At 45.4% G+C, this 13,367-nt stretch carries 15 protein-coding genes; 9 read left to right on the forward strand and 6 right to left on the reverse strand.

The window, feature by feature from the left end; all coding sequences use genetic code 11:
- The first annotated feature begins 2 nt into the window (after positions 1–2).
- Positions 3–1,103: an alginate O-acetyltransferase AlgX-related protein gene (locus ACYVEA_RS14650; protein WP_461114194.1), complete on the forward strand. Its 1,101-nt coding sequence runs from the start codon at positions 3–5 to the stop codon at positions 1,101–1,103.
- A 420-nt stretch (positions 1,104–1,523) separates the two neighbouring features.
- The gene (locus tag ACYVEA_RS14655) at positions 1,524–2,330 is read left to right on the forward strand and encodes an SMP-30/gluconolactonase/LRE family protein (RefSeq protein WP_461114195.1); all 807 of its coding nucleotides are present in this window, start codon (positions 1,524–1,526) and stop codon (positions 2,328–2,330) included.
- 15 nt (positions 2,331–2,345) lie between these two features.
- Here the strand turns inward: ACYVEA_RS14655 and ACYVEA_RS14660 are convergent, their stop codons facing one another.
- A complete protein-coding gene (locus tag ACYVEA_RS14660) occupies positions 2,346–3,008 on the reverse strand; it encodes a phosphatidylserine decarboxylase family protein (protein ID WP_461114196.1) in 663 nt (220 codons plus the stop codon).
- A 92-nt stretch (positions 3,009–3,100) separates the two neighbouring features.
- Positions 3,101–4,375 (reverse strand): Glu/Leu/Phe/Val family dehydrogenase, encoded by a 1,275-nt coding sequence (locus ACYVEA_RS14665; protein ID WP_461114197.1) that lies wholly within the window; start codon positions 4,373–4,375, stop codon positions 3,101–3,103.
- 333 nt (positions 4,376–4,708) lie between these two features.
- Here ACYVEA_RS14665 and ACYVEA_RS14670 point away from each other — a divergent pair, with 333 nt between their 5' ends.
- From ACYVEA_RS14670 to ACYVEA_RS14690, 5 genes are all read left to right on the forward strand, one after another.
- Positions 4,709–5,095: a TraR/DksA family transcriptional regulator gene (locus ACYVEA_RS14670; protein ID WP_093829961.1), complete on the forward strand. Its 387-nt coding sequence runs from the start codon at positions 4,709–4,711 to the stop codon at positions 5,093–5,095.
- Positions 5,096–5,349: 254 nt separating this feature from the next.
- A complete protein-coding gene (locus ACYVEA_RS14675) occupies positions 5,350–5,772 on the forward strand; it encodes a phage holin family protein (protein WP_461114198.1) in 423 nt (140 codons plus the stop codon).
- A gap of 93 nt (positions 5,773–5,865) precedes the next feature.
- On the forward strand, positions 5,866–6,387 hold the full coding sequence (locus ACYVEA_RS14680) for a hypothetical protein (RefSeq protein ID WP_461114199.1): 522 nt from the start codon (positions 5,866–5,868) through the stop codon (positions 6,385–6,387).
- Positions 6,311–7,120, forward strand: coding sequence for a phosphoglycerol geranylgeranyltransferase (locus tag ACYVEA_RS14685; protein ID WP_461114200.1), 810 nt, complete (start codon positions 6,311–6,313; stop codon positions 7,118–7,120). The genes ACYVEA_RS14680 and ACYVEA_RS14685 overlap by 77 nt, the downstream gene beginning before the upstream one ends.
- A gap of 3 nt (positions 7,121–7,123) precedes the next feature.
- Positions 7,124–7,564: an energy transducer TonB gene (locus tag ACYVEA_RS14690; protein WP_461114201.1), complete on the forward strand. Its 441-nt coding sequence runs from the start codon at positions 7,124–7,126 to the stop codon at positions 7,562–7,564.
- A gap of 99 nt (positions 7,565–7,663) precedes the next feature.
- Here ACYVEA_RS14690 and ACYVEA_RS14695 read toward each other — a convergent pair whose 3' ends face one another.
- The 3 genes from ACYVEA_RS14695 to ACYVEA_RS14705 all read right to left on the reverse strand — a co-directional run bounded on the left by ACYVEA_RS14695 (position 7,664) and on the right by ACYVEA_RS14705 (position 10,499).
- Entirely contained in the window at positions 7,664–8,590 is a 927-nt protein-coding gene (locus tag ACYVEA_RS14695; RefSeq protein WP_093829969.1) for an AraC family transcriptional regulator, read from the reverse strand.
- Between the two features lie 175 nt (positions 8,591–8,765).
- Positions 8,766–9,935 carry an acyl-CoA dehydrogenase gene (locus ACYVEA_RS14700; RefSeq protein ID WP_461114202.1) on the reverse strand — a complete coding sequence of 390 codons (1,170 nt, stop codon included), beginning with the start codon at positions 9,933–9,935 and terminating at the stop codon, positions 8,766–8,768.
- Positions 9,936–10,040: 105 nt separating this feature from the next.
- Positions 10,041–10,499: a MaoC family dehydratase gene (locus tag ACYVEA_RS14705; RefSeq protein ID WP_461114203.1), complete on the reverse strand. Its 459-nt coding sequence runs from the start codon at positions 10,497–10,499 to the stop codon at positions 10,041–10,043.
- A gap of 30 nt (positions 10,500–10,529) precedes the next feature.
- Here ACYVEA_RS14705 and ACYVEA_RS14710 point away from each other — a divergent pair, with 30 nt between their 5' ends.
- Positions 10,530–11,336: an alpha/beta fold hydrolase gene (locus ACYVEA_RS14710; RefSeq protein ID WP_461114204.1), complete on the forward strand. Its 807-nt coding sequence runs from the start codon at positions 10,530–10,532 to the stop codon at positions 11,334–11,336.
- Between the two features lie 27 nt (positions 11,337–11,363).
- Here the strand turns inward: ACYVEA_RS14710 and ACYVEA_RS14715 are convergent, their stop codons facing one another.
- Positions 11,364–12,035, reverse strand: coding sequence for a TVP38/TMEM64 family protein (locus ACYVEA_RS14715; protein WP_461114205.1), 672 nt, complete (start codon positions 12,033–12,035; stop codon positions 11,364–11,366).
- 88 nt (positions 12,036–12,123) lie between these two features.
- On the opposite strand from ACYVEA_RS14715, the gene ACYVEA_RS14720 reads away from it, so the two are divergent.
- Positions 12,124–13,263, forward strand: coding sequence for a cystathionine gamma-synthase (locus ACYVEA_RS14720; protein ID WP_461114206.1), 1,140 nt, complete (start codon positions 12,124–12,126; stop codon positions 13,261–13,263).
- Positions 13,264–13,367 lie beyond the last annotated feature (104 nt).

Here is a 13,367-nt window from a genome sequence, read left to right on the forward strand (position 1 = left end):
CTATGAATACAGCTCGCTTTAAACTAGCCGCCTTCGCCTTCGCCATCCTGCTTTTCTTACCAACGCTCGATCAGGTGTTGGGGCTGTCGTCGCGGTTTAGCAGCACAGAAAACCGTCAGTTGAGTGGAATGCCTCCGGTAAACTTTCCCCATGTCCGAAGCTTCGCCCGTCAGTTCGATCGATATTATAAAGAGAATTTCGGATGGCGTAATGCGCTGTTCTATGCCTACAGCCGCTGGAAATTTAACGTATTGGGTGAATCGCCCCTTCCCGAAAAAGTGGTTGTTGGCAAAAAAGGCTGGTTCTATCTCGGTAATAGTTATAACAATGTGGTCGATCAACACCGGGGATTATTGCCACTCTCGCCCGATTCGGCCCGTATCATTGCTAACCATATTGTATCCCGTCAACAAGAGTTAGCTAAACAGGGTATCCGACTGTATATTTTCATTGCGCCGGATTCGCACACGATTTATCCCGAAAATTTGCCTGATCATTTGCAGGTTAGCCCAGAGCCATCTCGTCTAGACAGGCTCAAAAAGGCAATGGGCCAGACACCGGTTCCATTTATCGATATTCGTGATACACTCTGGGCTGCCAAACGCGACCATGTTGTCTACTATCAAACCGATACGCACTGGAATGATTATGGAACGTTGATTGGCTGTGCAGCCCTGATAAAACGGATTCAGCGCGACCAGTCTACAACGCCGTCTATTTCTGTTAATGATTTTCGTATAGAGAAACAGCGTGGGATTGGGGGCGATCTGACAACGATGCTGACGTTACAGGATGAGATGAAAGATCCTGTATTCTATCTAATCACGCCCGTTGCGAATCGTGTTGGTAAGCAGACTGCCCTTATCAAAGACCCCAAACTGGATTTTCCATCAACGCGGTTCGTCGGTTCTGGTTCCGACAGTTTGCTGTTTATTGGCGATTCATTCAGCCATAGCATGATGCAGTATCTGCCAGGCTATTTCCGCAAGTCCTATTTCATTCGTGACAGCAAACTTGACCTGGACTTGATTCGAACAGAACGGCCAAATATTGTTGTCATGGAGACGGTTGAGCGGAATATTAACAAGCTGGCGACGTTTTAGATATGCCATTTTTCATCGGCTAAACCAGTTCCTCTTGATGAGCTACCGGTTGTTTCTCTACAATTGTAATAACAGCCCGGTTGCCTGCTGTAGCAGTCCTAACGTAGCAGAGTCGGTAGAGAGGTGATTTATTCAGCCGATCTTACTCGTATAACTATGTAGTCGAAGGGTGTAGAAGTAACTACTTCCGATCAGTGTAAGCACGACAAAATCTACAAATTTTAGCATTATACTCATTGAAATTATATTTTATAAAGACTTTTTAAGGAAACACACCGAGGTATAAGCTAGTTTTGTAAACAAAATGTCAGTGCCTTTTCTTAATACAGTATTAAGAGGTTGACTGCTTTCGTTAGCCTGTTTAAACAGCTTTAAAGAAAGATTATTTAGTCAAATAATGCTATTCAATTTTACCTCGTTATGGACGATATACGTATACTGGCAACAGACTTACGATTTCCTGAAGGTCCAGAATTTGATGGAGAGGGCAATCTTTGGTGCGTAGAGCAAGAAGGGGAGGGGCTATTTTGTCGAACTACTAACGGGCATACAAAACGAATTCATACAGGCGGACGGCCAAATGGATTGACCTGCCATCTTGGTCACCTTTGGTTCTGCGATTCGGGGCAGAATTCAATCCGGCGGATAAATATAAAAACCAGTGAAATTGAGACCGTTGTCAGCGAAGTTGGCGGTCAGCCACTCAATATGCCTAATGACCTGCTCTTCGATGACGCCCATAACTTACTTATTTCTTGCCCTGGTCCTTATAATGACGGTAAGTCGGGCTACGTAGCGGTTTATTCACCAACTGGTTCTGTGCAGATTATTGCAGATGGCTTGTTTTACCCAAACGGACTGGCCTTCTTTCCAGATAAGCAAACATTGCTAATTGCTGAAACGCATAAACAACGTATCTGGAGCGGCTACTGGGACAAGGAAGGAGTAAGTTGGGAGACTATCCGCGTTTGGGCAAACGTCATTGATGTGCCCCTTGATGCCGACATTCCCGGCCCCGATGGCATGGCAGTTGGCCCCGATGGACAGCTCTACGTAGCCGTGTTCGGGGCTGGCCTTATCAGGGTATTTTCGGATGAAGGCCAGTTTGTCCGCGACATTCATCTGCCCGGACAGAATCCCTCGAATTGCGCCTTCGACCCAACAGGTGAGTTAGGCCTGGTCGTAACCGAAACGGAACGAGGCCAATTGCTGAGTATTACCTTGTGAAAGCTTAATTCAGTGTCATTTTAGTTCAGCAATCACCGTGACTCCTCCTTTTGTAACGTCACCAATCTTGACATTGATCTGGGCGTCCAGCGGCAAAAACACATCCACACGCGACCCGAATTTTATAAAGCCAAACTCCTCTCCCTGCTGAACGGGCTGTCCTTCTTTTACGTACCAAATAATGCGTCGGGCCACGGCGCCTGCAATCTGACGTAGCAATATTTCGGTACCACTTGCTGCTTGAATAACGACCGTGGTACGCTCGTTTTCCGTGCTCGATTTTGGATGCCAGGCAACCAAATACTTGCCAGGAAAGTACTTAAAATAACGCACAATCCCCGTGATAGGATTCCGATTAACGTGAACGTTCAGGGGCGACATGAAAATCGAAACCTGCCGTCGGCGATCTTTAAAATATTCACTCTCAATGGTTTCCTCGATTACAACAACCTTTCCATCGGCAGGAGCAATCACTTGGGATTCACCCGTGGTTAGCAGCCGATTCGGAATACGGAAGAACTGCACTACAAGCACCAACAGTACCAGACTTACGATCACGAGTAGTGTAATGGCGGTTGGATTGTCTGAAAACAGAAAGACAGCGGCAAGCAAGTCCAGTACTAGCAGAACTAGCGCTGTGGTAATCATAATGGTTTTACCTTCGCGGTGTAGGCGCATGAAATAATATATGATATAGGATGTATGACGTATTGAAAGGATTCTTCAATTCACAAAATTAGACATCCTATATCACACATCATACATTCTGTTTAGTATCCACCCCGGTATTTATAGGTGCTGGCTACTTTGTCAATCGCCACTATATAAGCGGCTAAACGTAATGGTACTTGATAGCGTTGCGAGGTTTCAAAGACGCGGTCAAACGCATCTTTCATTACCCGGTCGGCCCGGCGATTAACGCGGTCGAGTGTCCATTTGTAGCCAATCCGGTTCTGCACCCACTCGAAGTAGGAAACCGTAACACCACCGGCATTTGCCAGGATATCAGGCACAACTAATATGCCCTTGCTATTAATAATTTCATCGGCACTGGCTGACGTAGGACCATTAGCGCCTTCCACAATCATTTTCGCTTGGATGGATGCCGCATTATCTTCCGTAATAACGTCTTCTTTGGCAGCCGGTACCAATACGTCTACGGCCAGCGAGAGTAGTTCTTCATTCGAAATTTTCTCGGCTCCAGCAAAGCCTTCCAGCGTCCCTTTGTTGGCATTGCGATAGGCTACAGCTGCTGTAATGTCGATTCCGCTTTTGTTGTAATAGCCGCCAGAAATATCACTGACCGCTACTACTGTAACGCCCCGTTCGTGAAGGAGTTCGGCTGCAAACGAACCAACATTGCCAAACCCCTGAATAGCCGCTGTAGTGCGATAAGGATTCATGCGCAGTTTATCCATTGCTGCCAGAGCTGCCACCGTAACCCCTCGTCCGGTAGCTTCAGTACGGCCCAGCGAACCACCCAGTACAAGCGGTTTTCCCGTCACTACGTTGTTAACGGTCATTCCTTTCGCTTTAGAGTATTCATCCACAATCCAGGCCATTTCGCGCGGACCAGTGCCCATGTCGGGGGCTGGAATATCTTTGTCGGGACCGATCACGTCGAGCATGGCCACCGTGTATTGTCGGATAAGCCGCTCAATCTCACCCGCCGACATAGCCCGTGGGTTGCACGCAATGCCACCTTTAGCGCCCCCGTAGGGAATATCCACAACGGCACATTTCCAGGTCATCCAGGCAGCCAAAGCCCGAACTTCGTCTAAGTGCACGGCTGGATCTAGCCGAATTCCCCCTTTGGCAGGCCCAAGAATATTAGAATGAATAACGCGATACCCTTCAAAAACCTTTATAGCCCCGTTGTCCATCGTGACGGGTAGCCCAACGATTACCTGCCGGGCTGGTACTTTTAATATGTCATACATTTCGTCTGAAATGCCCACTAACTTAGCCGCAGCATCAAAGCGCGACATCATTGACTCAAGTGGATTCTCTTTATCTTTTATTGGAGCTGGTTCAATATATCCCATGACTTTACTATAACTTCTGTTTTTAGAACAAAATTGCTGCTGAAGTGTCCCACAAACTTAGCAAATCATAGATAATACTATGAAAAGTATATTTTTTCTATGATTAATATAATATTAAATTCTCAGTAGAATCATTCTTATATTATTTAAAAATCCAAAGAGTTTTTAGCAGAGAATAGGATACGCAGAAGATTCATTTGGGTAATTACATAATCGCAATTTGGTAAATTTTCAAAAAAAGTGTTTATACTTAGCTAATTGATTGAATTCCTGATGACAAACCCTTAATTTTGTGGCCAAAATAAGGTACCGCATCTAACGTAAGTACTTGATATGGTTCAGGAAGAAAAAAAGCGCTATTCGGAAGAAGATTTGAAGGAGTTCGAGGAACTGATTAGTAAGAAACTCGACGGGACCCGTAGTGAGCTAAATTACATAAAAGAAACACTGAGCAAGCGAAATGATAGTGGCACGGATAATACGTCGGGCAACTCCAAACTGCTTGAAGATGGGGCTGATACTAGCGAGCGCGAAAACTTAAGCCAATTGGCTGCTCGATTGCAAAAGTTTATCCAGCAATTGGATGGGGCTATGGTACGGATCAAAAACGGAACCTATGGCGTATGTAAGGATACGGGTAAATTGATTCCAAAAGAACGGCTCCGGGCTGTGCCACACACACAACAGACTATCGAGGCTAAACTGCGCCAATCGCGATAATATAAAAGGAGGGGCGGGCTAAAGGGTTGTGTTATACCCAATGGATAAATAGCTAACCATTCTTCAAATGGTTTAGTGTTTGTTTGTGTGGCCATAACTGGCACTGATCTTAGAGAAGCCTGAGTATTAAATAGTTTTGTAAAACGGCTTCGGTACATAATTATGTACCGAAGCCGTTTTATTTTAACCTGTTTTCAAACAAATTGAGCGCTTTTTTGTAAATACGGCAGAGTGAAATTAAATTATCTACGATTATGCTAGAACGCTTGGAAGAAATCCGGGAAAATATATTTCGTTATCTGGAAGCCCGTATCGAGTTGTTTACGCTGGAAAGCAGAGGGAAAATTGAAGAAGGAGTTGTCGTAGGTGTTCATAGTATTGTGCTGGCTCTATTAGCGACTATGACAACTATCTTTTTATTTATTCTACTAGCTGCCTATATAAATGAACTGACAAGTAGTCGGTATCTGGGTTTTTTGATTGTGGCTGGCTTTTTTCTGATTTTAAGCTTGATATGGGTAGCTGCAAAAGATTTCTTTAAATCGAAAATTCGGGTAGCTGCTTACAGTGCGATAAAAAAGAGCCAGGAGAAAAAGATTGAAGAAAAGGTGGATGCTGTTCAGGAGCTAATGGCGAAAACGCGGTCATCTATGAGCGATACCGAACGTAGCGTCTAACACAATCGACGGATGGTTTTTCAAATGAGCTGATAAACAGACTAGTAAATTACTGCATACGCCACTTATTTATACGAAATCGGAAAAAAGAAAATGGAAGACCCTAAAGTGCTATTCGCTGATACGACGGCTCGTCGGGCGGAATTAATGGCTGCTACAGAGCGATTTAAAACTTCAATTACCAATGGCGTTGAGTCTATAAAAGGCGACGCTACAGAAGTTGGCAAAACGACGGCGTTTGTTGCAGGTGCCGCTTTAGCCGTATATTTGGTTGTAAATGCCATTCTGCCTAAATCCGATGAGTATCGGTACGCCGAAAAATATGGTGAGCCGGACGATGAGGAGTATGACTATGATGAAGACGAGGATGACGAATTTTCAGGCGAGCCGTCAAATCAAAAAGTTGCTAAGCAGAAGGCAAATAAAATTCAAAAGTCGGCAGCCACGAGTGGCCTGATTGGAGGTATAGTCACCTCTGTTCTAACGAACATCGCTCGTGAGCAGCTAACCGGATTTTTAGCCCGCATACGTACTAATAATGCCATCAATCCAACTGCCGAACCAACTGAATACCACAAACAAGCTCCCACAGAGCCTGTTGACTACACTCCGTAAGTACAGGTTATCTGGTCAAAAGGCCTTTGCTGTTCTGCTCGATCCCGATAAGATTGAGCAGAACGCACTTTCTGCTTTGCTTGCTCAAACGGTCACAAACCCAGTCGACTTTTTCCTGGTTGGTGGTAGTCTGTTAACCGATTATGTTCATAAGGAAGTCATTTCTATAATTCGGCGCCATAGTCACACGCCGATTATTTTGTTTCCTGGTAACCCGCTTCACATTGAGGCATCGGCCGATGCTATTTTACTCCTTTCGCTCATTTCAGGCCGAAATCCAGAATTTTTAATCGGGCAACACGTTATTGCGGCTCCACTACTCAAAAAAAGCGGGCTGGAAATTCTGCCAACGGGGTATATGGTGGTAGATAGCGGTACGCAAACGACCGTTTCATACATTAGTGGTACGATGCCATTACCTTATGATAAGCCTGGTGTGGCGGCCTGTACCGCTATGGCGGGTGAAATGCTTGGCCTGCAATTAATATACCTGGATGCTGGCAGTGGTGCACGTCGCCCTGTATCGCCCGAAATGATTGCCGCTGTTCGCAAATCTGTTGATTTACCCATTGTTGTGGGCGGAGGAATTAATTCTGGTGAGAAAGCATATGAAGCCTTGAAAGCAGGCGCTGATATGATTGTGGTTGGGAATGGTATCGAGCAGGACCCGGACTTATTGCCGCAATTGTCAGCTGTAGTGCGAGAGTTCAATCAATCAGTAGTACAAGCTTAATTCATGAAACATTTTGCTTCCCCTTTGCTATATCTGACGGTTGTAGCCCATATGCTCTTATTCATCGGACGTACTGAGGTAATGGCGCAGTCGGTTAAAGGAAAAATTTATACCGTTGCCGAGCGTCAGCCAGAGTATCCAGGAGGAAAAGCTGCGCTGAGTCTATTTCTGGCTGAGAATATACAGGTTCCTAACGCGCTAGTACGAAAAAATTATGATACTGGACCAATCGCAGCCAAATTCATTATTGACGACCTGGGCTATGTGCATGATATTCGGGTAACGACGAAACCGCTCGACAAAAAAACACTAAAGAGAATGCAGGGTTTTATGACCGCTGTGATTGCAGCCATCGAAAAGATGCCCCGCTGGCGTCCGGGTGAGGTAGGAGGTAATCCTGTAGCGGTATTCTACACGCTGCCCATAGAAGTAAACATGCGATAAGAGTCAAAAAAGCTGATAGTCGTCAGTCAATAGTATAACAGGCCTTTGAGCGGCAAGTAGTTACCATTGACTAAAGACTATCAGCTTTTTAACTTTGTTTTATACATTCATCAGTGACTCCCGACGGCGCATTTTCCCGGCTGGAATACCGAACATCATCTTGAATCGGCGGCAGAAATAAGCCGTGTCTTTGTAACCTACTTCGGCACCGATCGCGCGAATGCTCTTTTTGCTCGTGCGTAGTAATCCCACGGCGGCTTCCATACGTTGGTATTCAATATAATCCTGCGGGTTGATGCCCGTCAGCATCTTGAAATATTGTCCAACGTAATCTTCTGAAACGTTTGCTACGTTTGCCAGGACTTTGTTGGACAGGTCTCCGCCGAGATTTTCTTTGATGTAGGCAAAAATGTCGATCAGACGTGGGTCTTTAAAGTAGGTACTGTTCGTCACCAACTGCTCAACAAACAGGTGATTTTTTAGAATGTACCGAACAACTTCAATAACAATTTCCTCCGTCTTTATTTTGATAATACGGCCTTTCCCAGCCAGATCGGTCATTTCTTCGGCCAGAATCTGATCAATGGTTGTCGCTAAATGTTCTTCCCGCTTGATAATAAACGGAGGCACATCCAGCGAATTGAAAAAGTTAACCGAGTCGAAAACTTTGGCTTCGAAGGATACGTATCCAAAGGAATTAGGCAGATGACCAATAAGTTTTGGGTCATGGTTGCCTTCCCAGTACGATTCCCGATGCGTCATGAATTCTTCATTCGAGACGGTCTTGGGGTTTGATGGATCACCATACGTGACTGTAACGTGCTTGCCACCAGGTATGAATAGCATGTCACCAACATCCACTTTTATTTTCTCATCGCCAATTGAAACGTCGCCATTGAACAATATCAACAGCGTGTTTTCAACATCGTAGAAATTTTTGATGGTGATCGGTTGTAAAATCCGAATATTACGGGCCTTAATAAACTTAACACCCAACGATTCGATTATTTTATTGTAATCTTCCATAGCAGAAAGGGGATATCTCTATTTTTTTAGTTCGGCGCTTAAAGTTGCACAAAACTAATAATTTGTACAAAACTAATACAACTATAAAAGTTTCCAAAAAATAAAAAAAATAGTACGTATTCAGCAAGAACACGTACTATCAGTTTAAGAAAATTCGATTTTACCAAGAAAACGCCTAGCGAACCAGTTCCCGGGCTATTACTAATTTTTGTATTTCGGAAGTACCCTCATAAATCTGAGTGATTTTGGCATCACGCATTAGGCGTTCTACGTGAAATTCTTTTACGTAGCCATAACCGCCATGAATCTGTACGGCCTCAGTAGTGGCCCACATGGCTACATCAGAGGCAAATAATTTGGCCATTGCAGCCGCCTGTACGTAATCTTTATGCTCGTCTTTCAAGCGTGCGGCCTTATAAACCAAGAGCCGCGCAGCTTCTATTTTTGTGGCCATTTCTGCGAGTTTGAACTGAATGGCTTGATGATCAAATAGTTGCTTGCCGAAGGCTTTACGTTCCTGGCTATACTTTAGCGCTAGTTCATACGCTCCGGCTGCAATGCCCAGTGCCTGAGCAGCAATGCCAATCCGGCCGCCATTGAGTGTCGACATGGCAAATTTGAAGCCGAAACCATCGTCGCCAATGCGGTTTTCTTTAGGAACCTTTACGTCAGTGAAGAGTAGCGAATGCGTATCAGATGCCCGAATGCCCATTTTGTCTTCTTTCTTGCCTACGACAAAACCGGGTGTTCCTTTCTCAATAATCAGGCAATTAATACCGCGATGTTTTTTTTCGCGGTCAGTCTGGGCAATAACCAGACAAACACTTGACGTATTCCCGTTAGTAATCCAGTTTTTAGTGCCATTCACTAAATAATAATCACCTTTATCGTCTGCGGTCGTACTTTGTGACGTAGCATCAGAACCCGCTTCCGGTTCCGATAGGCAGAAAGCGCCGATAATCTCGCCAGTGGCCAGGCGGGTTAAGTATTTCTTTTTCTGCTCTTCGGTACCGTAGGCTTCTAACCCATAACACACCAGTGAATTGTTAACCGACATAACGACCGACGCTGAGGCATCAATTTTTGATATTTCTTCCATCGCCAATACGTAGGAGACAGCATCCATGCCGCCACCACCGTACTCCGGTGAAACCATCATACCTAAAAAGCCCAGCTCGCCCATCCGCTTGATTTGCTCGGTCGGAAACCGGGCTTCGTTATCGCGTTCGACAATGCCCGGCAACAGTTCATTCTGAGCAAAATCGCGGGCGGCTTCCTGCACGGCCAGGTGCTCCTCCGATAAATTAAAATTTAAACCCTGTAACTCCAATGCCGCTGATGCCATCTGAATTGCGTTGTTTTGGTTGATAAAGTCGTTTGTTGAGAATGGGGTAAATATAAGAATAAACAGGAAAATAGTATGCATGCATACTATAGAGATCATTGAGGCTTATTCAACTAATAAAGTAATAAGTTCTGCCACGCAAGCGGGTTTTGATTCGCCTTCGATGGCAAATATACATTCGATAAAAACCTTCGCAGTTGTTTCATTGTGCTGTTCGATCTGTTTCAGGTGTGCTTGCATACGCAGTTGACTGCCAACTGGAACGGCACTCGTGAATCGGATTTTGTTGGCTCCGTAATTTATACCCATTTTGACTGCCTCAATGCGGTAAAGTTTGGCCATCAGTTTCGGTGCCAGCGCAAGTGTTAGGAAACCATGAGCGATAGTTGTTTGGTAGGGCGATTCGCGGGCGGCTCGTTCAGGATCGGTATGAATCCATTGATGATCGCCGGTGGCTTCGGCGAACAGATTGACCATCTCCTGCGTAATTGTTACGTAGTCTGTTTCGCCAAGCGATTGCCCGGTATGGCCCGAAAAAGCAACCAGGTTCGGGAAGGTGAGCATAGGTAGTAAGTTTTTTGCAATTTTGCTGATATGACTGGGGCCACTACGTATAATTTTCTGTTTGAAGGGAATCGCTTGGCCTACCGAAAACAGGGCACCGGCGCGTCAATGCTGCTGGCCTTTCATGGATTTGGACAGAGTAGCCTGGCCTATAAACCATTCAATTCATTGGCTGGCAGTCAGTTCACTGTCTTTGCCATCGATTTATTTTTTCACGGAAATAGCCAGTACGTCAGTTGTAATCTTCTAACCAAAACAGACTGGCAAAGGTTAATAGGCGCTTTTTTACAAGCTCACGACATCCATCATTTTTCGCTGGTGGGATTTAGTTTGGGGGGGCGGTTCGCGTTGGCAACTGTCGAAGCCTTTGCCGACAGATTGGATCAACTTATTTTAATTGCGCCAGATGGCATCACCCGTAATGGTTGGTATAGGTTAGCAACAAATTCGGGTGTCGGACGCCGGCTATTTCGATATTTGCTACGTCATTTACCCATGCTTACCACTATCGGGCACACCCTGACACAACTCAGCTTACTGAATCGAACCGTTATGCGATTTGCCGAAATGTCGCTCGGTACATCTGAACAGCGCGACCTGGTTTACCAAAGCTGGACGCAGTTTCGATTAATTCATCCCGACCTAAAGACGATTAGTAAATTGCTGAATACGTATCCTGTGCGGGTGCGTTTCTTCACTGGCGCCTTCGACCGGCTTGTGCCGGGTACGTATATTTCTCCGCTAACGAAACAGCTTCGGCACTATGAACTTACTATTTTCAAAACGGGTCATAATCACCTGATTGAGTTGACGGCTGAAAAACTGGTCCAGAAATAATTGTTGTGGATAACGAGACGATTGACCCTACTTTAATGATCGTTGTATAACCTGCCACAGTCCTGCTATAGAAACAATAATCAAACCGATAATAACGATTTGAGTCCAGGCGCTTTGATTAGGATGTTCTAAAAGTGTCTTGATTTCGCGCGCTTCGTGACCCGACCATATGGCCAGTAACGTTCGTGGAGTCATTCCTAAAAATCCACCCAGCAGAATATTTTTAAGTTTCGCTCCCGATAGTGCGAACATCAAATTTGTTAAGCCAAACGGTAGAATCGGAGAGAGCTTGGCAAAGAAAATAACTTCCAGCTCGTTACTTAAAATGCGATCCAGTACCGATTGTGCTTTTGGATTTTGTCGAAGAAACCTCAAAAATCGATCGTGATCAAACCAGTGAACGATGAGGTTAATGAACAGAATGCCGCCAAAGTTGATTACGAAAAGAGGCAATACGGCCTGCCAGCCTAAAAAATAACCAAATATAAGGGCCAGCATTGTAGGGGGTGTTAACCCCGCCGACGTAATGGCACATCCGATTGTTATAGCCGCCCATTGCCAGCCAGTAAGACTAGCGATTTGAGCCTCATGAACGACGGCGTAGTAAGTTAGGAAAGACGTAAACGCAATGGGCGTCACCGATAAGATGACACCAGCAATGGCTGGTCCGGTAAGTGTTTTAGGAATAGATAACTTCACAGTATATCAAACTGGTAAATGGTGACTGTGGTTTTAGGTAAGCCGAGCCAGCGTCTGGGCTACGTTATAATCTTCATTACCTTTGAACATGAAATTCGGAACAAAAGCCATCCATGCCGGTATTGAGCCGGACCCTACAACGGGCGCAATCATGACGCCTATTTATCAAACGTCGACCTACGTACAGGAATCGCCGGGTAAGCATAAGGGCTACGAATATGCCCGGACGCAGAATCCAACGCGCACAGTCCTGCAAAATAACCTCGCAGCGCTCGAAAACGGGAAACACGGTATTTGTTATTCGTCGGGATTAGGCGCAACAGACGCAATTCTGAAACTATTTAAACCCGGTGATGAAATAATTGCCAGTAATGATCTTTACGGGGGTACGTACCGAATTATGGTACGTGTGTTTCAGGAATTTGGTCTAAAATTTACGTTTGTCGATTTATCAAACCCCGCTAATCTTGAAGGGCTGATTACACCGGCTACAAGAATGGTCTGGATTGAAACGCCGACGAATCCACTGCTACGTTTGGTGGACATTGAAGCCATTGCCGCCATTACGAAACCGCACAACATTCAGCTTGTAGTTGATAATACATTTGCATCGCCCTATCTGCAAAATCCACTCGACCTTGGCGCTGATATTGTTATGCATTCGGTTACGAAATACCTGGGCGGTCACTCTGACACCGTTATGGGGGCCATTATCCTGAACGACGATGAAACCGCGCAACGGCTGGCATTTATCCAAAACGCTTGCGGTGCAGTACCTGGTCCACAGGACTGCTTTCTGGTGCTACGTGGTATTAAAACGCTGCATATCAGGATGCAGCGTCACTGCGAAAATGCAATCAAGGTTGCTCAGTATCTGCAGCAGCACCCTAAAGTGAGTAAAGTCCATTATCCGGGTTTGGAGTCGCATCCGGGCCACGAGCTGGCCAAAAAGCAAATGCGGGGCTTCGGGGGCATGTTGTCATTCGAGCTGAAAGGCGATTCCATGCCCGAAGCGGTTCGCGTTATGGAAAGCTTTGAGGTGTTTTCGCTGGGTGAATCATTAGGGGGCGTCGAGTCGCTGTGCACGCATCCGGCCAGTATGACTCACGCCAGTATCCCGAAAGAAGAGCGCCTGAAAAATGGCCTGAAGGATACCCTCATCCGACTTAGCGTTGGTATTGAGGACGTAGAAGATTTGATTCAGGACCTGGAGCGGGCGATAAGTTAATCTAAACCGGGATTTAACTGATTTGGGGATTTACTGGATTTTGTTTCTAGTGTATCAATTAACAAAATCCAGTAAATTCCCAAATCAGCTAAATCCCGGTTCAG

The sequence above is a fragment of the Spirosoma jeollabukense genome (assembly GCF_054777855.1).

Excerpts from the sequence above, each read along its gene's own strand:
- ACYVEA_RS14720 (WP_461114206.1), top strand. The coding sequence starts at position 12,124 with ATGAAATTCGGAACAAAAGCCATCCATGCCGGTATTGAGCCGGACCCT.
- ACYVEA_RS14700 (WP_461114202.1), bottom strand. The coding sequence starts at position 9,935 with ATGGCATCAGCGGCATTGGAGTTACAGGGTTTAAATTTTAATTTATCG.
- ACYVEA_RS14650 (WP_461114194.1), top strand. The coding sequence starts at position 3 with ATGAATACAGCTCGCTTTAAACTAGCCGCCTTCGCCTTCGCCATCCTG.
- ACYVEA_RS14690 (WP_461114201.1), top strand. The coding sequence starts at position 7,124 with ATGAAACATTTTGCTTCCCCTTTGCTATATCTGACGGTTGTAGCCCAT.
- ACYVEA_RS14675 (WP_461114198.1), top strand. The coding sequence starts at position 5,350 with ATGCTAGAACGCTTGGAAGAAATCCGGGAAAATATATTTCGTTATCTG.
- ACYVEA_RS14670 (WP_093829961.1), top strand. The coding sequence starts at position 4,709 with ATGGTTCAGGAAGAAAAAAAGCGCTATTCGGAAGAAGATTTGAAGGAG.
- ACYVEA_RS14695 (WP_093829969.1), bottom strand. The coding sequence starts at position 8,590 with ATGGAAGATTACAATAAAATAATCGAATCGTTGGGTGTTAAGTTTATT.
- ACYVEA_RS14685 (WP_461114200.1), top strand. The coding sequence starts at position 6,311 with ATGCCATCAATCCAACTGCCGAACCAACTGAATACCACAAACAAGCTC.
- ACYVEA_RS14680 (WP_461114199.1), top strand. The coding sequence starts at position 5,866 with ATGGAAGACCCTAAAGTGCTATTCGCTGATACGACGGCTCGTCGGGCG.
- ACYVEA_RS14705 (WP_461114203.1), bottom strand. The coding sequence starts at position 10,499 with ATGCTCACCTTCCCGAACCTGGTTGCTTTTTCGGGCCATACCGGGCAA.
- ACYVEA_RS14665 (WP_461114197.1), bottom strand. The coding sequence starts at position 4,375 with ATGGGATATATTGAACCAGCTCCAATAAAAGATAAAGAGAATCCACTT.
- ACYVEA_RS14710 (WP_461114204.1), top strand. The coding sequence starts at position 10,530 with ATGACTGGGGCCACTACGTATAATTTTCTGTTTGAAGGGAATCGCTTG.
- ACYVEA_RS14655 (WP_461114195.1), top strand. The coding sequence starts at position 1,524 with ATGGACGATATACGTATACTGGCAACAGACTTACGATTTCCTGAAGGT.
- ACYVEA_RS14660 (WP_461114196.1), bottom strand. The coding sequence starts at position 3,008 with ATGCGCCTACACCGCGAAGGTAAAACCATTATGATTACCACAGCGCTA.